Origin of the sequence: Paraburkholderia sp. BL27I4N3 (assembly GCF_003386115.1) — a bacterium.
GTDB lineage: Bacteria > Pseudomonadota > Gammaproteobacteria > Burkholderiales > Burkholderiaceae > Paraburkholderia.
Map to the genome: position 1 here is coordinate 4,064,883 of NZ_QREJ01000001.1, position 21,632 is coordinate 4,086,514.

A 21,632-nucleotide genomic window follows, 5' to 3' on the forward strand; every position below is an offset into this window, starting at 1 on the left:
CCATGCGCACGCTGACGCACGTTCCGATGAAAATTATCTGAAAGATTGACCCGTGTAAGGGAGCATGCGCCGCGCGTGGGCGTGGCGCGCACCGTTAAGGTGCGCGGCGACATGAAAACATGTCGGCAACTCGCTGGCGGCGCGGCATGTCGCCCTGACCGAGGTGGAACGCGTCGTCGGGCTAAACTGCGACCTTACGCTCAGTCAGCTTCGCGTCGCCCGAATCGCCGAAACTCGCCGAACATCGCCGAAGTCACACCGTTATATCCCCAGAAATAGACCGATGGACATTGTCTTTACCGTATTGATTCTTTTGCTCGCCGTCGCCGCGTCGGGCGCCCTTACCCGCGTCCTGCCGCTCGCGTTGCCGCTGCCGCTCGTGCAAATCGCGATCGGCGCATTGCTCGCGTGGCCGAGGCTTGGCCTGCACGTCACCTTCGATCCGGAAATTTTCATGATGCTGTTCATTCCGCCGCTGCTGTTCGCGGACGGCTGGCGCATTCCGAAGCGCGAGTTCTTCATGGCCCGGCGCTCGATCCTGATGCTCGCGCTCGGCCTCGTCTTTATGACGGTGCTGGTGGTCGGCTACTTCGTGCACGCGCTGGTGCCGTCGATCCCGCTGCCGGTCGCATTCGCGCTGGCCGCCGTGTTGTCGCCGACCGATGCGGTCGCGTTATCCAGCATCGTCGGCAAGGGCAAGATTCCCGGGCGGCTGATGCATATTCTCGAAGGCGAGGCGTTGATGAACGACGCGTCGGGACTGGTCGCGTTGAAGTTCGCGATTGCCGCGGCGCTGACCGGCGTGTTTTCGTTGCGCGACGCGTCGATCAGTTTCGTGATCATCGCCGTGGGCGGCCTCGCGACCGGCGCGGCGGTGAGTTGGCTGTTCGGCTTCGTATCGGCTCACTTTCTGAATCTCACCGAAGAAGGCGATCCGGCGCCCGGCGTCGTGATGACCCTGCTGATTCCGTTCGCCGCCTATCTGGTCGCCGAGCGTTTCGAGTTGTCCGGCATTCTGGCCGCGGTCGCCGCCGGCATGATGATGAACTACACGACCATTGTGACTGCGGGGCCGGCGTCATCGCGAGTGCGCGCGAGCAGCACGTGGACGATGATCGAGTTCGTGTTCAACGGCATGGTGTTCATTCTGCTGGGGCTGCAGTTTCCGCACATTCTGGGCCGGGCATTGCTCGACGCCCACGAGACCAGTGACGCGCAGGTCTGGCGGCTGATCGGCTACATCGCCGCGGTAGCGGGAGCGCTCTACGCGATGCGCTTTGTGTGGGTGTGGCTGCTGCGCTATTTCGCGAGCCGCAGCGCCGCAAAACAAGGCATGGCGAATGCCGTGCCGGGCCTACGCACTGCTGCGGTGACGACCGTAGCCGGCGTGCGCGGAGCCGTGACGCTCGCGGGCGTGTTGTCATTGCCGGAGGTGTTGCCGGGTGGCGCCCCGTTGCCGGGCCGCGATCTCGCGATCTTCATCGCATCCGGCGTGATTCTGGTCTCGCTGATCGTGGCGGTGGTGGCGTTGCCGCTGCTGCTGAGCGGCTGGCGCCGCGGCAAGGATCCGCACGCCGCCGAGGAAGCGCTCGCCCGGACCATGGCCGCGCAAGCCGCGATTCGCGCCGTCGACGAGGTGCACGACAGAGAGTGCGGGAATCTCGATGAGTCAGCGTCGGCGTATGCGGCAGACGTCACGGCGCGAGTGATGGACCTCTATCGGCGCCGCCTCGCCACGCTCGATGAAGAACGCGAACCGCGCGAGCTGGCGCGCCGTGCCGACGCGCTGGAGTTCAGGATGAAGCTCGCTGCCATGAGAGCCGAACGTAAGGCGTTGCTGGAACTGCACAGCAGCCAGGAGATCAACGACGAGACGTTGAACAAGCTGATGCGGGAGGTGGACTTGTCGGAGACCGCACTGACGGCGCGGAGAAAGTAACGGGCGCTTGCGCTACGTGGGTGCGATTCCGGCGGCGGCAACGGCCTTTTCTTCGATCAAGACAACGTGCGAAAGAAAAAGCCGCGCCGCGACGAACCTGTAGAAACGAGTGCTTCAGCGTGCGCGAAAACTCACGCCACCGGACCTTGAGCCGGCTTCCTTCTCAGAAGCGCATAGAGAATGATCGCGCCGAACGTCGCGGTGCCGATGCCACCGAGACCGAAGCCGCCGAGCTTCAACGAGAAGTCGCCGGCGCCGAGCACGAGCGTGACCGCGGCCACGATCAGATTGCGGTTGTCGGAGAAGTCCACCTTGTTGACGACCCAGATGCGCGCGCCGGTCACGGCGATCAGCCCGAACACGACAATCGACACGCCCCCCAGCACCGGTCCCGGAATCGTCTGGATCACCGCGCCGAACTTCGGCGAAAAACCCAGCACCAGCGCGATCAACGCGGCGATCACGAAGACCAGCGTCGAATAGATCTTGGTGACGGCCATCACGCCGATGTTCTCGGCATAAGTCGTGACGCCCGTGCCGCCTGCAAAGCCGGAGACAATCGTCGCGAGTCCGTCGCCGAGAAATGCCCGGCCGACGTAGCGGTCCAGATTCTGGCCCGTCATCGCGCTCACTGCCTTGATATGCCCGAGATTCTCCGCCACCAGGATCACCGCGATTGGCGCGAGCAAGGTCATCGCCTGCACGTTGAACACCGGCGCCGTGAAGTGCGGCATGCCGAACCACGCGGCGTTCGCGACGACGGCGAAATCGATCGGCTTACCCATGCCAAGACCGTTCGTCACGATCGCGTAAATCACGTACGCCATCAGCAGGCCGACCAGAATCAGCAGACGCTGCAACATGCCGCGCGCGAACACCGCGACCGCGCCGACGCACAGCACGGTGACGAGCGCCATCCACGAATCGAAGTTGCTGGCGCTTACGCCGCGCACCGCGATCGGCGCCAGATTCAAACCGATCACGCAGACGATCGCGCCCGTCACCACCGGCGGCATCAGCGTCTCGATCCATTTGGTGCCGACCGCCGAAACGATCAGGCCAATCAGCGCGTACACCACGCCGCACGCGATGATGCCGCCCAGTGCGACCGGAATGTTCAGGTTCGGGCCATGCCCACCATAACCCGTGACCGCGATCACGAGACCGATGAACGCGAAGCTCGACCCGAGATAGCTCGGCACGCGGCCGCCCACCAGCACGAAGAACAACAGCGTGCCGATGCCCGACATGAAGATGCACAGGTTCGGATCGAAGCCCATCAGCAACGGCGCGAGCACCGTCGAGCCGAACATCGCGACGACGTGTTGCACGCCCATCGCAAACATCTGCGGCCACGCGAGCCGCTCGTCGGTAGCGACGATGCGGCCCTCGGCAGCCGCGGACTGGGGACGCCAGCGGGGGAAGTAGGAATCGGCCATGGCGGGGGTTCTCCTCTGTTCGGCGCTATGCATGGTGGCGCGGCGCCGGAACAAAGCGCCGCCCAGGAATTAGGCGCGAGTGTACGGAGTGCCATTGGGCCTGGCAAGCTCGGGGAAATGCGCGGCGAGGCGTCGCGTGGAAGCGGGCGCAATCCGTTGCGCCCGTCATGAACACCCGCGCGAGCACCCGCGCCCTCAGTCGTGCCGCGCTTCCAGCGAAAACACCGTCACGGCCGCCTGCAACTGCCTCGCCTGATCCGCCATCGACGCTGCCGCGGCCGCCGCCTGTTCGACCAATGCCGCGTTCTGCTGGGTCACGTCGTCCATCTGCGCGACCGCGCGGTTGACCTCTTCGATACCGGTGCTTTGCTCCTGTGAGGCCGACGAAATCTCGCCCATGATGTCGGTCACGCGTTTCACCGCGTGCGTGACTTCGGCCATGGTCTGCCCGGCCCGCTCGGCGAGTTCTGCGCCGCTGCCCACGCGAGCGGTCGAGCTTTCGATCAACTCCTTGATCTCCTTCGCCGACACCGCGCTGCGCTGCGCGAGCGAGCGCACTTCGCCCGCCACGACCGCGAAGCCGCGTCCTTGTTCGCCGGCACGTGCGGCTTCCACCGCCGCGTTCAACGCGAGGATGTTGGTCTGGAACGCGATCCCTTCGATCACCGCGATGATGTCCGTCATGCGCTTCGAACCGGCCGCCAACTCACGCATCGTTTCGACCACGCCGCCGACGAGTTGGCTGCCGCGCGCCGCGACTTCCGACGCGCCGTGCGCCACGCCGCCGGCCTGCTGCGCGTTCTCGGCGTTCATCTTCACCGTCGACGTCAGCTCCTGCATGCTCGACGCGGTTTCCTGGAGCGCCGCGGCCTGTTCTTCGGTGCGTTGCGACAGATCGGTATTGCCCTGCGCGATTTCGCCCGACGCCATCAGGATCGATTCGCTCGACTCGCTGATGCCGGACACGATGCCGGCCAGCCGTTCGCGCATGTTGCGCAACGCGAACAGCAAGCTGTGAGCGTCGCCGGCGCGTGTTTCGACGCGCACGCTCAGGTCACCGTCCGCGATGCGGTTGGCGATCTGCATCGCGTAATCCGGTTCGCCGCCGAGTTGCCCCGCGAGACGACGCGCGATCACCATGGCGAGCAGCATGCCCGCGACGATCGCGCCCAGCACCAGCGCGCTCATGACGATGCGCATGTGCTGATAGCCGGTGGACGCTTCCGCTTGCGCGTCGTTGGCTTGCTGGCGGCGATAGTCGATCAGCGCCGTGATGCGATCGCGCAGCGCCTCGCTCGACGCGATCGCACGACGCACGAGTTCGTTGTTGTCGACGCCCACCGGAATCGGTTCGAGGCCGATCTGCTGATGCACGATACCTTCCCACACCGCCGACTTGCGCAGCACGTCGTCGAACATTTCCTGGCCCTTGCCCGTCTCGATCGTCGCGCGATACTGGTCGTAGGCCGCGTGCATCTCCTTGAGCGAGCCGACAATGCTGTCCTTCAACTTTTGACGGCCGGCGTCGTCGGCGGCATAGCCGAGATTCGCGGCGGCCAGATCGGAATCGATCTTGTGGCGGTTCGCCTCTTCCATCCAGTACAGGCCGTTCATGTGCTTATCGCAGATGGCGTCGGTAATGCCGTGCATCGACGACAGCGTACTCAGCGACATCGCGCCGATCACCACGCAAAAACCAATCACCACGGCAAACGCCAGCAGCAGTTTCCTGAACACAGGCATGCGGTCGAACCACTTCATTTCACCATCCTTCACGAGTCACGGCGGACGCTCCAGCCGCCACGATGTCGCGAACATTTCGCGATCTGTCGGATACGTAGCGACGCTCCCACCTCAATTACGGCGGGCACCACAGAGACTTGATGCGCGAAATGTCAGGAATAACCGGGACAGGATGTTGTAAGCAATGCTTAGCGCACGCGGCCGGGGCACGAGGGGCTACGTGCGCGGCGGGTCAGCGACAAGTTTGGGATTCGTCTGATGTATCGGATAAGAGCAAGCTCTTAGACTTGTTTTGCTGCGCCGCCCCCCATGAGTAGGCGCATGCGATGTTGTTGTAACTCTCCGACTTTCCGCTCACGCTTCCCCGCGTGAGCGGCTTTTTTTTGTCTATGCGATTCGGTGCGCGGGTCGCTTGCAAAGACGCTGCGATTTGCGTGCCTTTATGCGTGCGTCGCGAAAGCGTTGTTGGCGAGTCGCAAAGTGTAGTCGCGTACGTCCTGCGGCCATGCCGCGACGATCTCGTCGAAACGCGGACGGTCGTCGGCGTACAGCGCGCGGGTCGCATCTTCATAGCGCGGCAGATTGCCGGCCAGCGCGGTCATGAAGCGATACACCGCTTCCTGCGCCGCGCGCTGACGGTCCTTGTTCTCGCCGGCCACGCGCGCCGCGTCGACCAGTTTGCGCAACGCGACCGACGCGCCGCCAGACTGTCCATTGAGCCAGTCCCAATGGCGCGGCAACAACGTGATTTCCCTCGCCACCACACCGAGCTTGGGCCGGCCACGGCCGCGTGGCGTGTCCTCTGCGGCGTCGTCGATGGCGTGAGCGGTTTGGGCGCCGTCATCCTCGCTCGCTAACCGCGCAACGATCTCGTCGGGCGTGCCGCGCAGATCGAATTCGACCGGCCGGCTGGTCACGTCGTCGAAGACCAGAACCGGCGCCTGTTCGCCGCGCGCCAGTACTTCCCTTACGGCAAGCGCCACGTCGGGCAAGGCGCCGGAGGCGATACGGCGATGGCCTTCGAACGCGGTGCAGGTGGTCGGATGGATGGTCATGACAAACTCCAAATAAAGAATTTGTCGAATTATATCCGGGTTAAATTCAAATGCAATATATTACCCGGGTAAATTTATGCGACTCGCTCTACACGGAGTTGCGCGCTTCGGTGCGGGGCGTCACCGCGCCGCCGCCGATGGGCGAAGTGTGCGTCACGGTGCGAGAACTCAGCACGCGATTGCGGCCCGCATCTTTGGCTTCGTACAACGCGTCGTCTGCGGCGTTCAGGAGCGCGCGGCTCGTTGCGAACACCTCGCCTCGCGCGGTGGCGATGCCGATGCTCACGGTCAGCACATGGTGCGAACTCGCCACGTGGCGAAGCTGAAGCGCCTGAACCGCCGCGCGAATCTTCTCGGCGATGAAAGTTGCGCCAGTTTCGTCGGTGTCCGGTAGCAGCACGGCGAACTCTTCACCACCGTAGCGCGCCGCCGTATCGCCCGGACGCCGCACGCTCTGCGTGATACAACGTGCCACGGCCGTGAGTGCGTCGTCGCCCGCGGAATGGCCGTACAGGTCGTTAAAGCCTTTGAAACTGTCGACGTCGATCAGCAGCATCGACAGCGGCCACGCGTTGCGCTGCGCACGGCGCCACTCATCTTCCGCGTGTTCCTCGAAGCTGCGGCGATTGTTCAGGCCGGTCAGCCCGTCGGTGCGCGCCAGCACGCGCAATTCTTCTTCGGCCGCGCGGCGATAGCGCAACTGATGCGAGAACAGAAGCGCCAGCGCGATGATCGTGACATCGAGCGCGGCGATCAGCGAGCCGATGATCCATGCGCGGTGCCGCCATTCCACGTAGATATCGCGCGTGGACAGCGCAACGTCGAGGATCAGCGGATACATGTCGATATGGCGGAACGCGTACCAGCGCTCGACACCGTCAATCGCCGCCGTGCCGAAGAAATCGCCGCTCGGCTGCTGGGTGAAGCGCGAGTAGTTGGCGGTGCCGGTCAGATTGATACCGATGATTTTCGGATCGAACGGACGCCGCATCAGCATCGTGCCGTCGTTCAGCATCAGCGCCATCGAACCTCCGGCGCCGAGATTCATGCCGGCGAACAGCCTGCGGAAATAGGTGAGACGCATGGTGCCGACCACTACGCCGCCAAAACTGCCGTCCGGCCGCGTGATGCGCCGGCTCAGCGCGATGCTGATTTGCTTGCCGCTAACCTTCGGCATGAACGGGTGGCTGATGTACAGACCGACGTTCGGCGAGTCCCGCTGCACCTTGAAGTAATCACGGTCGGCGAGATTGACGAGGCGTGGCGGCGTGGCCTGCGAGTCGAACTTGATGTTGCCGGCTTCGTCGGTCACGAGGATCGAGCCCATGTCTTTGGCGCTCGCCGATCCGTCGAACAACACCATCTGGCGGATGGCCGGATCCAGTTCCAGCACGCCGGGGTGTTTCAGACCGTCGATCACCGCGCGCAGCGAGAGATCGTAAATCTCCAGATTGCGCGACACGTCGCGCTCGACCAACAGCGACACGTTGAAGACCGAATCCTGGGCGCGCCGCAATGCGTCGTCGCGCATCTGTGCCAGCACCCACACGGCGATCGCAAGAATCGCACTGGCCAGCACGATACTGATCGCAATCACGAAGTTCGGTCGGCGCGTCACCATGGGCTTTTTCGTTCGAACATGCGCTCGCCTAAGCGCGTGAAGAAGAGGGCCGCGTCCTCACTGGCGCGTACCGTGAAGCGGTAGCGTACCAGACGATGCGCCGCGCCAAACCATCGAAAAGACGAGTTTTTTGCCGGGTCGGGCGAGTTCGGCACCGCTCGCGCGTGCTCAGCCAGTGTGCAGATCGAGCGCGGGCCGGGATGCTGAGCGGCTCAACGCGCGGATGTCGGCGGTCTCGAACACGGCTTTATCGGCGCCGTGCCGGGCGACCTTCAGCATGGCGAGACCAACGGGAACGGCGACCTTCTCAAGCGATTGCTCCCTCCTCTCGCTCGATGCAATGCTTTCATCACGCGCTCGAATATATTCAGTTGATGGAGAAATTCCAATTTTGTCGGTCATCGCGGGCAAGCCTTGTAGAGATATACCCGATCTGCCTTCAGTACTCGAGTGTGCGAACCGATATCCGGTAAATGGGATACCCATTTTGTGGCTTGCGTCGATGCGCTTTCGCTGCTGCATCGACGCAAGACATCGAAGGGATAGACCGCGCGAGGCCCCGCGATATACGGCGGTCACACAGACGCTCCCATGCCCGGACCTGAGAGTCCATTGCGAACGCATCTACGTTTCGTTATTGGAGAAAAAAATCTTGACACTAAAGCACCTCACCATCAAAGCAAAACTCATTGCCGGGTTCGGCATGCTGTCTCTTATCGTCGTCGCGGTTTCCGGGCTTTCCCTGAAAGCGCTCAGCGACTCAACCGATGGTTTTTCCAGCTTCGTGCGCGGTATCAATGCACGCGCGGACATGGCGGTGCAGGTGCGAACCGCGGTCGACCGCCGGGCAATCGCCGCGCGTAATCTCGTGCTCGTGACCAAGTCGCAGGACCTCGAATTAGAGAAAGCCGATGTGCTGCGCGCGCACGAAGACGTGCAAACCGATCTGAAGAAGCTCAACGATATGATCGCGACCGCTACCGACACGTCGGAGAAAGCGCGCAGTCTCGTCGCCGAGATCAATCGGGTGGAGGCTTTGTATGGACCGGTCGCCACCGACATCGTCAATCTCGCGCTGACCAACAAGCGCGACGATGCGATCGTCAAGATGGACGATCAATGCCGACCGTTGCTCGCCGCGCTGATTCGCGCGACCAACGCGTATGCCGACTACACGCATACGCGTCAGGAACAGATGGTCAACGACTACGCGGCGCACTACGAGAACCAGCGCAATCTGCTGATCGCGATCAGCCTGATCGCGGTGGCGCTCGCGATCGGCGCATGCGTGCTGATCACGCGCGCGGTGACCGGGCCGCTGCGCCAGGCGATCGATGTCGCGCGCACTGTGTCGGATGGCGATCTGCGTACGCGCATCGTGGTCGACGGCAGCGATGAAACCAGCAAGCTGCTGGGTGCGTTGCGCGAGATGAACGAACGGCTGACGGCGATCGTCGGACGCGTGCGCGACAGCAGCACGAGCATCGCCGGCGCCGCGCGCGAGATCGCCGCGGGCAATATGGATCTAAGCCAGCGCACCGAGCAGCAAGCGGCCTCGCTGCAGGAGACGGCGTCGAGCATGGAAGAACTCACCTCGACGGTTAAGCAGAACGCCGACAACGCCCAGCAAGGCAGCATGCTCGCCACGAACGCATCGTCGGTCGCGCAGAAAGGCAGCGAGGTGGTCGGCCAGGTGGTGAACACCATGCACGACATCAGCGATAGCTCAACCAAAATCGCGGACATCACGGGCATCATCGAAGGTATTGCGTTTCAGACGAACATCCTGGCCCTCAACGCGGCCGTCGAGGCTGCGCGCGCTGGTGAGCAAGGCCGCGGTTTCGCGGTGGTGGCGAGCGAAGTCAGAAGCCTGGCGCAGCGCTCATCGAGCGCGGCCAAGGAAATCAAGGATCTGATTGCCACCTCGGTGGAGAAGATCCGCGACGGGTCGGCGCTTGCCGGTGAAGCGGGCAAGACGATGGCCGAAGTCACCCAGGCGGTGGCGCGGGTGACGGACATCATGTCGGAGATCGCGGCGGCATCGAGTGAGCAAAGCCGCGGCATCGAGCAGGTCAATCTCGCGATCACGCAGATGGACAATGTCACGCAACAGAATGCCGCTTTGGTGGAAGAAGCGGCTGCGGCTTCGCGGTCGATGGAAGATCAGGGGCAGCAGTTGAATGAGGCTGTGGCGTTCTTTCAGATTTTGAATGGTGGTGGTGCGGGGGGGATTGTCGCCGCGGCGCCCTTGCGGAGGGAGACGGTGCGGGAGGAGCGGGGGGTTGCACCTGGGCGGCGGGTGATGCGGGCGACGGGTGTTGCGCCGGGTGCTGCGTTGGGTGGCACGCCGGTTGCTGCGTTGGCGACGGCTGCGACTGTCGTCGGTGCGGATGAGGGGTGGGATAAGTTTTGAATGTTTTTTTTCTGCTTGAGCGCCGTGCTTGTGCGGGTGGCGCTCAGGCGGGACGTGGTTGGGGCGGCAGAGGGGGTTGGTGCGAAAAGCTTGGGGTAGAAATGCGAAAACCGGCGTTAGCCGGTTTTCGAGTGACGATAAATCTGGTTGGTGGAGAGGAGGAGGATCGAACTCCCGACCTTCGCATTGCGAACGCGACGCTCTCCCAGCTGAGCTACCCCCCCAACGTGCGAACAATTCTAGCACAGGCATTTTCCGTTTTGCCAAGCCGGCCGGAACCAGCAAAACGGCAAAACCATCACCTGGAAGGCGCCCCTGCAAGCACCCAATCCACCACTGCCCGAATATCCGCATCGCTCATCGACTGATGCGCGGGCATCGGAATCATGCCCCACACGCCAGAGCCGCCGTCCTTCACCTTGCGCGACAATTTCGCCGGCGCCTGGGCGTCGCCCTTGTACTTCGCGGCAATCTGCTGGAACGACGGGCCGACCAGTTTGCGATCCACCGCATGACATCCCATGCAAGCATTCGCGTTGGCGACAAGTTGGCCGCGCGGCGCATCGGCGGCACGCGCAGCCGGCACAACGGCACCCGCCAGCGCACCGACCACCAGCGCGCTGATCGCCAAGGCAACACCGCGCATCATGGCGTCGTCGCCTTCGGGTTACCTGGATGCACGGCGTTCGAATTGGTGACCGGCGCGGGCGTCTGCTGTTCGAGCGGCCGCGAACTCACCGACGAATCAGGAATAGTGCCGACGGTCGGCGCGCTCGCGTCCGGTTGCGAAGCCGCCGCTACGGGCGCCGTCCCCGCTGCGGCGGCAGCCGCCGCGGCTTCCGCGGGCTGAATGTACTGGAACACCTTCACGACCTGCACCACGCCCGGCACACGGCTCGCGACATCCGCACCGCGATTGCCTTCATCCATCGTGACGAGGCCCATCAGATACACCGAGCCACGCTCGGCCACCACCTTGAAGTTGTTCGCCGAAATGTTCTTCTCGGCGATCAGCGCGGTCTTCACACGCGTCTCGAGGTAGGTGTCGTTGGTGCGCGACGAGAACGAACTGGCCGGCATGATCGTCAGTTCGTTGACGATCGTGCTGACGTTGTTCAAACCACGCACGATGGTTTCCGCGCGTTGCTTCGACACGTCCCCCGCCACTTCGCCGGTCAGCAGCACGCGACGATTGAACACCGTCACGTTCACGTGCGCGTTGTCGGGCAAGTTCTGGCTGATCTGCGAGAGCGCCTTCACCTGCAACTCGCGATCCTCGGTCTGCGCACCGAGCGTGCGCCGGTCCGTCGCCACCAGCGCGCTGCCGCCCGCCGCGCCGGCAACAGCGAGAAAGCAACCCTGCAACGTTGCGGACAGCCCCGCCGCGAACCCAACCACCAGCACGGTTCTCACCAGTGTCTTCTTGACGCGGAATACGCTCATCAACTAGCTCTCCTTCGGAATCAGTCTCAGTCTTCGCCCAGCAACATGGCATCGATGCCGTCGCACAGACAATGGATGGTCAGCAAATGCACTTCCTGAATGCGCGCGGTGCGATCCGACGGCACACAGATATGGATATCGGTATCGCTCAATACTTCCTGCATGCGTCCGCCGCCCTTGCCGCTCAGCGCGACCACGATCATTTCGCGCTCATGCGCGGCCTCGATCGCGGCGAGCACGTTGGCGGAATTGCCGGACGTGGTGATCGCCAGCAGCACGTCGCCCGGCTGGCCGAGCGCCCAAACCTGCTTCGAGAAAATCTGTTCGAACGCGTAGTCGTTGGCGATGGCGGTCAACACCGAGGTGTCGGTGGTCAGCGCGACCGCCGGCAAGCCGGGCCGCTCGCGCTCGAAGCGGCCCATCAGTTCGGCGGCGAAGTGTTGCGCGTCGGCCGCCGAGCCGCCGTTGCCACACGCGAGAATGCGATTGCCGTTGGCCAGCGCGGCGAACATCGTGTCGATCGCAGCGGCGATCGGCATCGACAGGGTTTCGAGGGCTTCGAGTTTGACTGCCGCGCTGTCGCGGAAGTGTTGTTGAATGCGTTCGACTGACATCGAGTCTCTATCTTCTGCCGCGAATGGGCCGCACTGCGCGGCCGTGTTGTGAAGTCGTATTACCAGGTCGTGCCGCTTCGATGAATCAGAGCGGCAACGCGGTGCAGGCGCGCAAACCATCGCTCATCGCACTGCTCGCCGCGTTGTCGACGTTGCCCCGTGGCCTGCACGCGAGCGCAAGTTTATCGCACTCACGCGCGTTCTCCGCGCCTGGCGTCAGACTTCGTCGGCACGGAACGCGTCGCGCAACCACACGAGACGGCCGGCTTCGAACGCGATCACGTCGAAGCGGCACGCGGGTTGATCGCGCCAGCCGGCGGCACGCGTCACCAGAAAATGTTGCGCGGCGCGTACGATGCGCTGCTTCTTCTGCCAGCCGATACTCGCCGCCGCGCCGCCGTAGCGCTTCTGCGCACGCGCGCGGACTTCGACGAAGACCAGCGCGCCATCACGTTCGCGCATGACCAGATCGATCTCGCCGCCGCGGCACGACACATTGCGCGCGACGAATCGCAAACGCTGGCGCTGCAAAAATTCCTGCGCACGCAATTCGAAAACCGCGCCGACGAGTTTGGACCCGACGAGTCCCGAAAAGTTGTGCGGCCTGGTGAGGGCACCGCTCGGCGCCGGCGCGCTCACGGCCGGGCCGCCACGCGGATCGCCTGGAACCGCGTGGCACAATGGCGGCCTCGTTCCGTCTGTTTGTGTCTTCTGCCTCATGACTCCTCTCTCCGAACTCGCGCAAGGGCAGCAGTACCCCACTGCCGCGCTATATGTGGTGGCCACGCCGATCGGCAACATCGCCGACGTCACGCTGCGCGCGTTGCATGTGCTCGGACTGGTAGACCGCATCGCCGCCGAAGACACCCGCAACACGGGGCAACTGCTCGCGCGTTACGGCATTTCGAAACCGCTCGTCGCCGTGCATCAGCACAACGAGCGCGCCGCGGCACTGCGTCTGATCGAGCATCTGCAAGCGGGCGAACGCGTGGCCTACGTGTCCGATGCGGGCACGCCGGGCATCTCGGACCCGGGCGCGAAACTCGTCGACGCGGTCCGTGAAGCCGGCTTTCCCGTCATCCCGCTGCCCGGCGCAAGCGCGCTCGCGACCGCGCTGAGCGTGGCCGGCGACTGGGTCGCGACGTTCTCGTTCCTCGGCTTCCTGCCGCCCAAAGCTAAAGCCCGCGCCGCGACGCTGCAGCCGCTCGCAAGCCATCCTCACGCGATGGTGTTCTACGAAGCGCCGCACCGGATCGTCGAAACGGTGCAGGCACTGGCCGATGCATTCGGTGGCGAGCGCAAACTGCTCATCGCACGGGAATTGACGAAGTTACATGAAGCGCTGCATCGCGGCACCCTGGCCGAAGCGCCAACGTGGCTCGCCGCCGATCCGAACCGGCAACGCGGCGAATTTGTGCTGGTGGTGGAAGGCGCGCAGCCGGAAGCCGACGGCGAGCACGATCACGACGCGCTGCTAGGCATTCTGCTGGAGGAGTTGACGGTGAGTAGCGCGGCCAAAGTAGCGGCGGCGATCACCGGAGCGTCGCGCAACGCGCTGTACACGCGTGCGCTGACGCTGAAGAAAGAAGACGAAGAGTAAAGCTGGCGGACCAACGAAAAAGGGCCGCACAAAGCGGCCCTTCGTTCTTCCACGGACACAACCCGTGAGGCCGCCGACGCGGCGCTACGAGGAGCGCGCCTTAGCCGCGCTCGCCGCCGTCATATCACTTCTGGGCGCTCGAATCCGAATTCGACGCCAGCATTTCGTTACGCGCGTCGCGTGCTTCCTGCTGCGTCAGCCCTTCAATCTGCACCCGCGCCGTACCGGCATGGCGCATGTCCAACGCGGACGCGGCAGCCATGGAAAGATCGATCACGCGGCCGCGCGCATACGGACCACGGTCGTTGATACGCACGACGACCGAGCGCGACGTGGCCGGATTGGTCACACGCACGTAAGAGCCGAGCGGCAACGTACGATGCGCGGCGGTCAGCGCGTGCATGTCGTAGCGTTCGCCGTTGGCGGTGCGGCGGCCATGGAAGCCGCGGCCGTACCAGGAAGCGCGACCGGTCTGATGAAAGTCCGAAATGCCGGAACCTTCATCGGTGAGAGGCTTTGCATCGGCCAGCGACGAGCCTTGAGCAGTCGCGCCGGAGGCCGGCGCGCTACCGAAAGCTTGCGGTCCAAAGGAGCCCGCTTGCGTCAGTTTCGTGCTCTGCGGCGCGCCGCTTTCCGACGTGTTGCTAGCGCCCGGAGGCGTGGCGCAACCGGCCAGCACAAAAAAGGCAAAAAGAGTCCCCAGACCACGGGATAACCGAGTTTTCATAAGACGTGCAATCACATTGTCGAGCCGCATCACGCCAAAGTTGAGCGTGTTGCCTGCGACTCCGGCGGCAATGGACGACAACGCGCCGCGCAGACAAGCGCAGAACGTCAAAGCCCGGATGCGGCTCATTCAGCCGCTACCGCACGGTTAATTTTCACGTCTGGCGCAACCTGTCCCCGGCAGCCTGACCAGACCCCACATGCCGCCATCGAACGTGGCAAACACGTTCTTGCGCGCGCAACTCAGCGCGCAGGAACGGCGGCGTAGGCCCCACCCAGCGTCACGGCAGTTAAGTCCGTAGCAGGCGCGCGGCGCCTGGCTGGGCAAGACGTGTGCATCGAAAGCATCGATACTTGATGGCCGTCCAAAAGTGCGACAGCCCATACTTGAGTGGCGATCCGCGTGCCCATTTTTGATGGGGACGCATCGCCTTGTGGCATGCACAGTTCCCTGTGCATGGGGTGCATTATACCTAAAACAGAATTCCGGGTTGGCAAGCGACTGAAAACCTTGATGAATTTTCACTCCTGCTGCAAGAATGAGCATCTCGAAGCCCGCTGCACCGGGGCTTCAGCGCCCTCAGCGAACGCGGACGAGAGGCCGGTACAATCAATGTATTTCCAGCGGCGCCGTCATCCATGAAAGTCACCTTGATCCCCGTCACGCCGTTCCAGCAGAACAGTTCGCTGCTCGTTTGCGAGGCAACCGGACGCGCGGCCGTCGTCGATCCGGGCGGCGACCTCGACATCATCGACGGCGAAATCGCGCGGCAGAACGTGACGGTCGAAAAAGTATTTCTGACGCACGGCCACATCGATCACTGCGCGGGCGCCAAAACGCTGGCCACGCGCTACGGCGTGCCGATCGAGGGCCCGCATCCCGACGAACGCTTCTGGCTGGACAAGCTGCCGGATCAAAGCACGCGCTTCGGCTTTCCGGCCGCCGAAGCGTTCGAACCGGATCGCTGGCTGCAGAACGGCGAGAGCGTGCAGTTCGGCGACGAAACGCTCGAGGTCTATCACTGCCCAGGTCATACGCCGGGCCACGTGGTGTTCTTCAGCCGCGCGCATCGGCTGGCGCTGGTGGGCGACGTGCTGTTCGCCGGCTCGATCGGCCGCACGGATTTTCCGCGCGGCAATCATGCGGATCTGGTGCGCTCGATTCGCGAAAAACTTTGGCCGCTCGGCGACGACATCACCTTCGTCCCCGGTCACGGTCCCACTTCGACGTTCGGCGCCGAACGCCGCACCAATCCGTACGTTGCCGACGGAGTCGAGGCATGAGCAGCGAAATCTACGTGAGCACCGATGTCGAAGCGGACGGCCCGATTCCCGGTCCGCATTCCATGCTCAGTTTCGCCTCCGCCGCCTACACCGAAGACAAGCGCCTGATCGCCACCTTCTCGGCGAATCTGGAGTTGCTCGAGGGAGCCAAGGCGCATCCCGTGCAGGAAGCGTGGTGGAAGACCCAGCCCGAAGCATGGGAAGCCTGCCGCAAGGATTTGCAGAAGCCGGAGGCCGCATTGACGGCGTACGTCGACTGGGTCGAGGCCTTGCCGGGCAAACCCGTGTTCGTGGCGATGCCGGCCGGCTTCGACTTCACCTATATGTTCTGGTACATGATGCGGTTTGTCGGCCGCTGTCCGTTTTCCTGGTCGGCGCTCGACATCAAGACGCTGGCCTTCGCCATGACTGGCCTGCCGTACCGCAAAAACATCAAGCCGCGCTTTCCCAAGCACTGGTTCGACGAACATCCGCATACGCACGTCGCGCTGGACGACGCGATCGAACAAGGCGCGCTTTTCTGCAACATGCTGAAGGATTTGCGCGCAAGTCAGGCGATCACGCTGGCAGCTAGTAAAGATGGGGACGGCACAGGACAAAACACCACCGAGGAACCGGCAAATTAGGTAATCTCCCTCGCCAGGGCCGTTTTACATTGCGTTTCGTTTTCGCGCCCTCTACCATGCGTTGATACGGCGACGCAAACGGAGGCGCAGTTGACACTCGATACGTTCTCTCAAAAAATCCTGCGCCTATTGCAGCTCGATGCACGCCGCTCGGTGCAAGAAATTTCCGACCAGGTCGGCCTGTCGAGCACGCCATGCTGGCGGCGCATCAAGGACATGGAACAGTCGGGGGTCATCCAGCGCTACACGGCGCTGCTGGATCGGGAAAAACTTGGGCTGCACGTGTGCGCCCTCGCCCACATCCATCTCACGCGGCACACCGAAGGCGGCGTGGAACAGTTCGAGCGGGAAATCGCCACCTGCCCCGAAGTCACCGAATGCTACAGCACGACCGGCGAATCGGACTACATCCTCAAAATCGTCGCGCCGGACATCAAGGCGTACGACAGCTTTCTGCACGAACGCATCTTCAAGATTCCCGCCGTTGCGCAGGTCCGCACGAGCGTAGTGCTGCGCGAGATCAAATTCGATACGCAACTGCCGCTGTGATCCGTTGATGGCATAAAGACGCCACGCGGGCCGCGGCATGCTCGCGCGGTGCCCGCAAGGCTTAAGTAGCGCTGTGCGGTTCCGTCGCCTTCGTGCGCCCTTCAATGCCCACACCGCCTTTTGCGGCGAGCGTTTCCGCATCGACTTCCGCGGATACCGCGTCCAATGCCTGTAGCAGTTCCACTCTGCGCGCGCCCAGGCGAGCCCTGAGCGCCGCCAGATCCGCCCGCCCAAGCCGCTGCGCCTCGCTGGGCAGCTTGCGCGACGACGATGCATCCGGCAGCACAACTTCGACATCCAGCCCCATGCTCAGGTAGTGGATATTCACCGCCGCCGCCTTCACGCCGTAAGACGCCAACGCGGAGTTCACCTCTGCAATGACCCGCTCGCGAGTCGGCAAATCGAAGGGCGGACGTGCAAGCGCATCGTTTTCTGGATCGACATGAATCAACGCGTCGAGCACGCGGTTGTCCGTCAACACGCGCAGACGCGCCGACTCGGCGATGTAGTGCCCTTCCGATACCGAAATCAGCGGATCGACGAGAATATGCGCGTCGACCAGCGCGAAATCGCCCATCTTGCGCGTGCGCATTTCGTGCACGTCACGTACGCCGGGCGTCGAGAGCAGCAGCGCGCGCACGTCGGCGGTGGCAGCGTCGTCGAGCGCGCGGTCGGAGAGATCCTGCAGCGCGTCCCAGCCGAACATCCAGCCCATGCGCGCCACCATGAAGCCGACAATCGCCGCGGCAATCGGATCGAGCAGCCGCACGCCGGCGAGGCTGCCGACAATACCGCTCGCGACCACCAGCGACGACGCCGCATCGGAACGCGCGTGCCAGGCATTGGCGATCAACATCGCGGAACGCACGCGTTGCGCTTCCCGCAGCATGTAGCGAAACAGACTCTCTTTGGAAACCAGAACGAGCAATGCGACGGCAAGCGCGCTCATATGCACGGCGGGAATATTTTGCAAATCGGCGAGACGCGTTCCGGCTCGCCATAACATGCCGACGCCGACCGCAATGAGAAGCGCGCCTAAAAATAGCGACGCCACCGTCTCGTAGCGACTGTGCCCGTAATTGTGATCCGCGTCGGGCTTTGCGCCGCTGTGCCGATTGGCAATCAGCACGACAAAATCGGAAATCAGATCGGCGAGGGAATGGACACCATCGGCGACCAATGCCTGCGAGTGCGCAAACACACCGACGACGATTTGCAGCGTCATCAACACTGTATTGAGCGCAATACTGACAAAGGTACTTTTGCGCGCAACGCGATGTTTTTCGGCGGATGGGGCAGCAGTGGCGGCGGGCATCTCAGAAGTGGAATGAAAAGTTCACTTCCTGCATTCTACCCGGCGCATCTCGAAATGCGCTGGAGATGCCAACAAAATTCCTTTTAAATCAATCGCTTATCTAAACGAAAAGCATTCGCGTTCCAGTTGACTGGTGTTCATGCGGCAAAAAATCACGGCAGTGGCTGCCGTAAATAAAAAACCGCGCCCTCGACGGTACGCGGTTCTCTTTCGCAACGGCAGACGCAATCGCTGCATCTGATTGAAGCTATTCGTATGATTTATGATCAGAAGCATTAGTTGCAGGCAAAAAGCGGCCGGCAAAGCTGCTAGCAAAGCATTACTTCTCGATCAGAAACTTTTCGCGATCCAGACCTGCAATCCAGCGCGGCGGCTTGCCGCGGCCCGACCACGTGCTGCCGCTATCCGGGTCGCGATACTTCGGTGCGACGCCTGCGCGCGGACGCGCGGCTTTAGCACCCTTGGCAGCGCGACCGCCACCCAGTTCTGTCAGAGAAATGCCGTAGTCGGTCATTTTCTGCTTGATTTCATTTAACACTTCAGCGTATTCGCGCGACTTCGCTTCTTCGATCTGCTTTTCGAGCTTCTCGCGCTGGGCGAGTAGTTCCTTGTAGGAAGACATAGATTCCCTTTGTGGTTTGGATAAATGACCGCCAGTCTTAAGCCGGCTTGCCCTTTGAAGATAGATCACGCCTCGGAATTGGAGGCGAGATTAACACAAGATAGAAAGATTACAAAAGATGGGACGGAAAATTAAACTAGATTCGTTTCAAAAAATTTCCAGCTGCCGTCGCGCCCGAGCACTTCCTTTCAGATAGCTCATTTCGCTTTTTGCTGAAAAACGCAGTGAGCATCAGTAAATATGGGATTAACTATCAAAAGATGAAATTTAAAATGCAGATTTGACACCAACATTTCATGCCGTGATAGCTTCAACATGAAATGTCGTAACATATTGAGACACGCCGTCTGCGCTGTTATTACGCATGAGTGTTTTCCCCGAACGCCGGTAAAAATCTAATTCATGTAGCGCTGCATGCAATCTTCTAGCGCCGCGCGCAAGGTTTCAGTATCGGGTTTGGCGTCGTCAAAGGGAAAACGGCTGCGCTCACCGTTCAGTTTCAGATCCACGCCATATCGATCGACGCCAACTAGCTGAAATTCGCCCTTACTCCCGGACTGACCGGCGAATTGCGCGATCAACGCGTTCTCTTCATCGAAAACGAGTGGCGGCAACGGATCGAGTTCATCGCCGGCGAGCCAACCCATTGCGCCGAAACCGCCGATATAACGCAGCCGCTCGAGCCGCATTGCCCAGAAAGTGAAGTCGCCGAGTACGAGATAGCGCTCCGCGTCGGGGTGATAGCGCAGATAACGCTGCACCACCTCGGGCGTCGAGTCGACCGGTTCGAAGGTGCCGAGCAAGGTGACGCGCTGGCCGCTCAGCACGTCGCCGTCGGGGGCGTCGACGGCCAGAAAACCGGCGCGCGGGTCGGCGTGCAGGTTATGGGTATGCTCGGCGAGCCGGCTCACGAGGATCGTCGGACGATGCTGCAAATCCGGTGCGAACGGCAGCACTGACGGATAAGGGAAACCTTCCGGCTGGCGCGCATGAGTGGCGAGCGTGCCGACAGCGGCTGTATGCAGCAGATGCAGCGGAGCGTGAGCGGGGATATTCAAGTGCGCGTTCCTCGATAGATGAGCGGCGAATCACAAACGCCGGTAAGCAGGCCGCACAACGCTGGCGGCTCCGAACTGAACAATCGCCAATATGCGGATTCCGCCTTCCAAGCATAAGACAGCATGCTTCGTTAGAATCGGAAATTCGCTTTCAACGCGCTTTCTCGCGCGTCACCGCTCCTCGAGATTTCCGTGTCAGACCGCTCCTCCGAATTCGCCGCCCTTCCCGCCGCCCACCGCGACCTCTCCGATACGGCCCGGCAGCGCGCCCGTCTCGCCACGATGGCGGTGTTCTTCATTGCCGGCATGATGTACGCCTCGTGGGGCGTGCATGTGCCGACGGTACGCGACCGTTTTCATCTGAACGCGGCGTTGCTCTCGTTTGCGTTGCTGGCCGTCGCCGGTGGCTCGATCGGGGCGATGGTGGCCAATGCTTCGTGGATCGCGCGAGTCGGCACGCGCCGCGCCTGCCTCGCCGGCGGCCTCGTGATGGCGGTGTGCGCGGCGCTGATTCTGGTCGTGCCGGCTTACTGGATGCTGCTGGTCGTGCTGGCCGCCTTCGGCGCGGGCATGGCCACGCTGGATGTCGCGATGAACGCGGAGGCCAGCGCCGTCGAAAAAGCGCTCGGCAAGCCGATCATGTCGTCGTTGCATGGCATGTTCAGCGTCGGCGGGATGTTCGGTGCTGCAGCCGGCGGGGCGCTGCTGTCGCGCGGCATGGCGCCGGCGGTCCATCTTGCGCTGGCTGCCTCGGTCAGCGCGCTCGTGCTGATCGCCGCCTGCCCTTCCGTGCTGCCGCACGTGCCGCATGCCGACCACCCCGACTCCGCCGCGCCGCGCGCGAATCGCTGGCGCTCGCCGGCGTTGTGGGCGCTCGGCGCAATGGCGCTGGTTGCGCTGATCGCCGAAGGCGCGATGTACGACTGGGCCACCGTCTACATGCGCGACGTCGTGCTTGCCACACCCGCGCTTGCGAGCGCGGCCTACGCCGCGTTCTCGGGCGGCATGGCGGCCGCGCGCTTCGGCGGCGACGCCGTGCGCGCCCGCTTCGGCGCACCGCAACTGGTGATGGCAAGCGCGACGCTCGCCTGCGTCGGGATGGTCGGCGCGCTGCTGCTGCCGAATGCGGTCGCGGCGCTGATCGGGTTCACGCTGATGGGTCTTGGGCTCGCGAACATGATGCCGGTGCTGTTCGCGGCGGCGGCGAGCGTGAAAGGCATTCATCCGGCGGAAGGGCTCGCGCATGTTGCCGGGCTGGCGTACTTCGGGCTGCTGCTCGGGCCTGTGATCATCGGCGCGGTGACGCAGGTGACCAGTTTGCCGATCGGGTTGTCGGTGGTCGCGATCTGTTCGGCGCTGATCGCGCTCGTCGGTCCGAAGGTTTTGCGGCGTTTGAAGATCTGACGCGCAGACGCGCCGCTGCTGCGCCATGGCGTGCGGCGGCACACGAAACGCGCTCGCTTCACGTTACGTTACGCAGCGGCCGCGCGCTGTGGCGTTCCGCGACACGTTGGTTGAATGAAACGTCGCCGCTCGCGGCCCTCATACCGCCAACACATTGATTTATATGCGGTTATTACGTGCA

20 protein-coding genes and 1 tRNA gene are annotated in these 21,632 nt (G+C 62.9%); 7 read left to right on the forward strand and 14 right to left on the reverse strand.

Going from position 1 to position 21,632, the window contains the following annotated elements; genetic code table 11:
- Window positions 1-283 precede the first annotated feature (283 nt).
- On the forward strand, window positions 284-1,939 hold the full coding sequence (locus B0G71_RS18380; RefSeq protein ID WP_116143234.1) for a Na+/H+ antiporter: 1,656 nt from the start codon (window positions 284-286) through the stop codon (window positions 1,937-1,939).
- 131 nt (window positions 1,940-2,070) lie between these two features.
- Here B0G71_RS18380 and B0G71_RS18385 read toward each other — a convergent pair whose 3' ends face one another.
- From B0G71_RS18385 to B0G71_RS42010, 5 genes are all read right to left on the reverse strand, one after another.
- Window positions 2,071-3,378 carry a solute carrier family 23 protein gene (locus B0G71_RS18385; protein WP_116143236.1) on the reverse strand — a complete coding sequence of 436 codons (1,308 nt, stop codon included), beginning with the start codon at window positions 3,376-3,378 and terminating at the stop codon, window positions 2,071-2,073.
- A gap of 195 nt (window positions 3,379-3,573) precedes the next feature.
- The gene (locus B0G71_RS18390) at window positions 3,574-5,139 is read right to left on the reverse strand and encodes a methyl-accepting chemotaxis protein (RefSeq protein WP_116143238.1); all 1,566 of its coding nucleotides are present in this window, start codon (window positions 5,137-5,139) and stop codon (window positions 3,574-3,576) included.
- A 422-nt stretch (window positions 5,140-5,561) separates the two neighbouring features.
- Window positions 5,562-6,176, reverse strand: a complete 615-nt coding sequence (locus B0G71_RS18395) for a DUF2239 family protein (RefSeq protein ID WP_116143240.1) — start codon at window positions 6,174-6,176, stop codon at window positions 5,562-5,564.
- Between the two features lie 88 nt (window positions 6,177-6,264).
- Complete coding sequence (locus tag B0G71_RS18400; protein WP_116143242.1) at window positions 6,265-7,797, reverse strand: sensor domain-containing diguanylate cyclase; 1,533 nt, start codon at window positions 7,795-7,797, stop codon at window positions 6,265-6,267.
- A gap of 168 nt (window positions 7,798-7,965) precedes the next feature.
- Window positions 7,966-8,199: a hypothetical protein gene (locus tag B0G71_RS42010; RefSeq protein WP_258875622.1), complete on the reverse strand. Its 234-nt coding sequence runs from the start codon at window positions 8,197-8,199 to the stop codon at window positions 7,966-7,968.
- Between the two features lie 250 nt (window positions 8,200-8,449).
- On the opposite strand from B0G71_RS42010, the gene B0G71_RS18410 reads away from it, so the two are divergent.
- The gene (locus tag B0G71_RS18410) at window positions 8,450-10,210 is read left to right on the forward strand and encodes a methyl-accepting chemotaxis protein (protein WP_116143244.1); all 1,761 of its coding nucleotides are present in this window, start codon (window positions 8,450-8,452) and stop codon (window positions 10,208-10,210) included.
- Between the two features lie 148 nt (window positions 10,211-10,358).
- On the opposite strand, the gene B0G71_RS18415 is transcribed toward B0G71_RS18410, so the two are convergent.
- The 5 genes from B0G71_RS18415 to B0G71_RS18435 form a co-directional block, all read right to left on the reverse strand.
- Window positions 10,359-10,434: transfer RNA gene (locus B0G71_RS18415), tRNA-Ala, on the reverse strand.
- 74 nt (window positions 10,435-10,508) lie between these two features.
- Entirely contained in the window at window positions 10,509-10,859 is a 351-nt protein-coding gene (locus tag B0G71_RS18420; protein WP_404935362.1) for a c-type cytochrome, read from the reverse strand.
- Window positions 10,856-11,653 carry a BON domain-containing protein gene (locus tag B0G71_RS18425; protein WP_116143246.1) on the reverse strand — a complete coding sequence of 266 codons (798 nt, stop codon included), beginning with the start codon at window positions 11,651-11,653 and terminating at the stop codon, window positions 10,856-10,858. Before B0G71_RS18425 ends, B0G71_RS18420 begins: the two co-directional genes overlap by 4 nt.
- A gap of 26 nt (window positions 11,654-11,679) precedes the next feature.
- Window positions 11,680-12,267 (reverse strand): phosphoheptose isomerase, encoded by a 588-nt coding sequence (locus B0G71_RS18430; protein ID WP_106283879.1) that lies wholly within the window; start codon window positions 12,265-12,267, stop codon window positions 11,680-11,682.
- A 216-nt stretch (window positions 12,268-12,483) separates the two neighbouring features.
- The gene (locus B0G71_RS18435; RefSeq protein WP_404935363.1) at window positions 12,484-12,948 is read right to left on the reverse strand and encodes a YraN family protein; all 465 of its coding nucleotides are present in this window, start codon (window positions 12,946-12,948) and stop codon (window positions 12,484-12,486) included.
- Between the two features lie 37 nt (window positions 12,949-12,985).
- Here B0G71_RS18435 and rsmI point away from each other — a divergent pair, with 37 nt between their 5' ends.
- Window positions 12,986-13,867 (forward strand): 16S rRNA (cytidine(1402)-2'-O)-methyltransferase, encoded by an 882-nt coding sequence (gene rsmI, locus B0G71_RS18440; protein WP_116143250.1) that lies wholly within the window; start codon window positions 12,986-12,988, stop codon window positions 13,865-13,867.
- A gap of 124 nt (window positions 13,868-13,991) precedes the next feature.
- Here the strand turns inward: rsmI and B0G71_RS18445 are convergent, their stop codons facing one another.
- Window positions 13,992-14,594, reverse strand: coding sequence for a septal ring lytic transglycosylase RlpA family protein (locus tag B0G71_RS18445; RefSeq protein WP_374957034.1), 603 nt, complete (start codon window positions 14,592-14,594; stop codon window positions 13,992-13,994).
- A 638-nt stretch (window positions 14,595-15,232) separates the two neighbouring features.
- On the opposite strand from B0G71_RS18445, the gene B0G71_RS18455 reads away from it, so the two are divergent.
- The 3 genes from B0G71_RS18455 (at window position 15,233) to B0G71_RS18465 (ending at window position 17,052) form a co-directional block, all read left to right on the forward strand.
- Window positions 15,233-15,877, forward strand: a complete 645-nt coding sequence (locus tag B0G71_RS18455) for an MBL fold metallo-hydrolase (RefSeq protein WP_116143254.1) — start codon at window positions 15,233-15,235, stop codon at window positions 15,875-15,877.
- Window positions 15,874-16,503, forward strand: a complete 630-nt coding sequence (locus B0G71_RS18460) for an exonuclease (protein WP_116143256.1) — start codon at window positions 15,874-15,876, stop codon at window positions 16,501-16,503. The genes B0G71_RS18455 and B0G71_RS18460 overlap by 4 nt, the downstream gene beginning before the upstream one ends.
- Window positions 16,504-16,593: 90 nt before the next feature.
- Window positions 16,594-17,052 carry an Lrp/AsnC family transcriptional regulator gene (locus tag B0G71_RS18465; protein ID WP_012431468.1) on the forward strand — a complete coding sequence of 153 codons (459 nt, stop codon included), beginning with the start codon at window positions 16,594-16,596 and terminating at the stop codon, window positions 17,050-17,052.
- 61 nt (window positions 17,053-17,113) lie between these two features.
- Here B0G71_RS18465 and B0G71_RS18470 read toward each other — a convergent pair whose 3' ends face one another.
- From B0G71_RS18470 to B0G71_RS18480, 3 genes are all read right to left on the reverse strand, one after another.
- On the reverse strand, window positions 17,114-18,367 hold the full coding sequence (locus B0G71_RS18470; protein WP_116143258.1) for a cation diffusion facilitator family transporter: 1,254 nt from the start codon (window positions 18,365-18,367) through the stop codon (window positions 17,114-17,116).
- Window positions 18,368-18,686: 319 nt separating this feature from the next.
- Complete coding sequence (locus B0G71_RS18475; RefSeq protein ID WP_106283886.1) at window positions 18,687-18,989, reverse strand: H-NS family nucleoid-associated regulatory protein; 303 nt, start codon at window positions 18,987-18,989, stop codon at window positions 18,687-18,689.
- Window positions 18,990-19,384: 395 nt separating this feature from the next.
- Window positions 19,385-20,047 (reverse strand): HugZ family protein, encoded by a 663-nt coding sequence (locus tag B0G71_RS18480; protein ID WP_116143260.1) that lies wholly within the window; start codon window positions 20,045-20,047, stop codon window positions 19,385-19,387.
- Window positions 20,048-20,239: 192 nt separating this feature from the next.
- Between B0G71_RS18480 and B0G71_RS18485 the strand changes: the two genes are divergently transcribed.
- Entirely contained in the window at window positions 20,240-21,451 is a 1,212-nt protein-coding gene (locus tag B0G71_RS18485; RefSeq protein WP_116143262.1) for an MFS transporter, read from the forward strand.
- The last annotated feature ends 181 nt before the right edge of the window (window positions 21,452-21,632 follow it).

Coding starts and splice junctions, on each gene's coding strand:
- B0G71_RS18380 (WP_116143234.1), top strand. CDS start 284: ATGGACATTGTCTTTACCGTATTGATTCTTTTGCTCGCCGTCGCCGCG.
- B0G71_RS18385 (WP_116143236.1), bottom strand. CDS start 3,378: ATGGCCGATTCCTACTTCCCCCGCTGGCGTCCCCAGTCCGCGGCTGCC.
- B0G71_RS18390 (WP_116143238.1), bottom strand. CDS start 5,139: ATGAAGTGGTTCGACCGCATGCCTGTGTTCAGGAAACTGCTGCTGGCG.
- B0G71_RS18395 (WP_116143240.1), bottom strand. CDS start 6,176: ATGACCATCCATCCGACCACCTGCACCGCGTTCGAAGGCCATCGCCGT.
- B0G71_RS18400 (WP_116143242.1), bottom strand. CDS start 7,797: ATGGTGACGCGCCGACCGAACTTCGTGATTGCGATCAGTATCGTGCTG.
- B0G71_RS42010 (WP_258875622.1), bottom strand. CDS start 8,199: ATGACCGACAAAATTGGAATTTCTCCATCAACTGAATATATTCGAGCG.
- B0G71_RS18420 (WP_404935362.1), bottom strand. CDS start 10,859: ATGATGCGCGGTGTTGCCTTGGCGATCAGCGCGCTGGTGGTCGGTGCG.
- B0G71_RS18425 (WP_116143246.1), bottom strand. CDS start 11,653: ATGAGCGTATTCCGCGTCAAGAAGACACTGGTGAGAACCGTGCTGGTG.
- B0G71_RS18430 (WP_106283879.1), bottom strand. CDS start 12,267: ATGTCAGTCGAACGCATTCAACAACACTTCCGCGACAGCGCGGCAGTC.
- rsmI (WP_116143250.1), top strand. CDS start 12,986: ATGACTCCTCTCTCCGAACTCGCGCAAGGGCAGCAGTACCCCACTGCC.
- B0G71_RS18445 (WP_374957034.1), bottom strand. CDS start 14,594: ATGAAAACTCGGTTATCCCGTGGTCTGGGGACTCTTTTTGCCTTTTTT.
- B0G71_RS18455 (WP_116143254.1), top strand. CDS start 15,233: ATGAAAGTCACCTTGATCCCCGTCACGCCGTTCCAGCAGAACAGTTCG.
- B0G71_RS18460 (WP_116143256.1), top strand. CDS start 15,874: ATGAGCAGCGAAATCTACGTGAGCACCGATGTCGAAGCGGACGGCCCG.
- B0G71_RS18470 (WP_116143258.1), bottom strand. CDS start 18,367: ATGCCCGCCGCCACTGCTGCCCCATCCGCCGAAAAACATCGCGTTGCG.
- B0G71_RS18475 (WP_106283886.1), bottom strand. CDS start 18,989: ATGTCTTCCTACAAGGAACTACTCGCCCAGCGCGAGAAGCTCGAAAAG.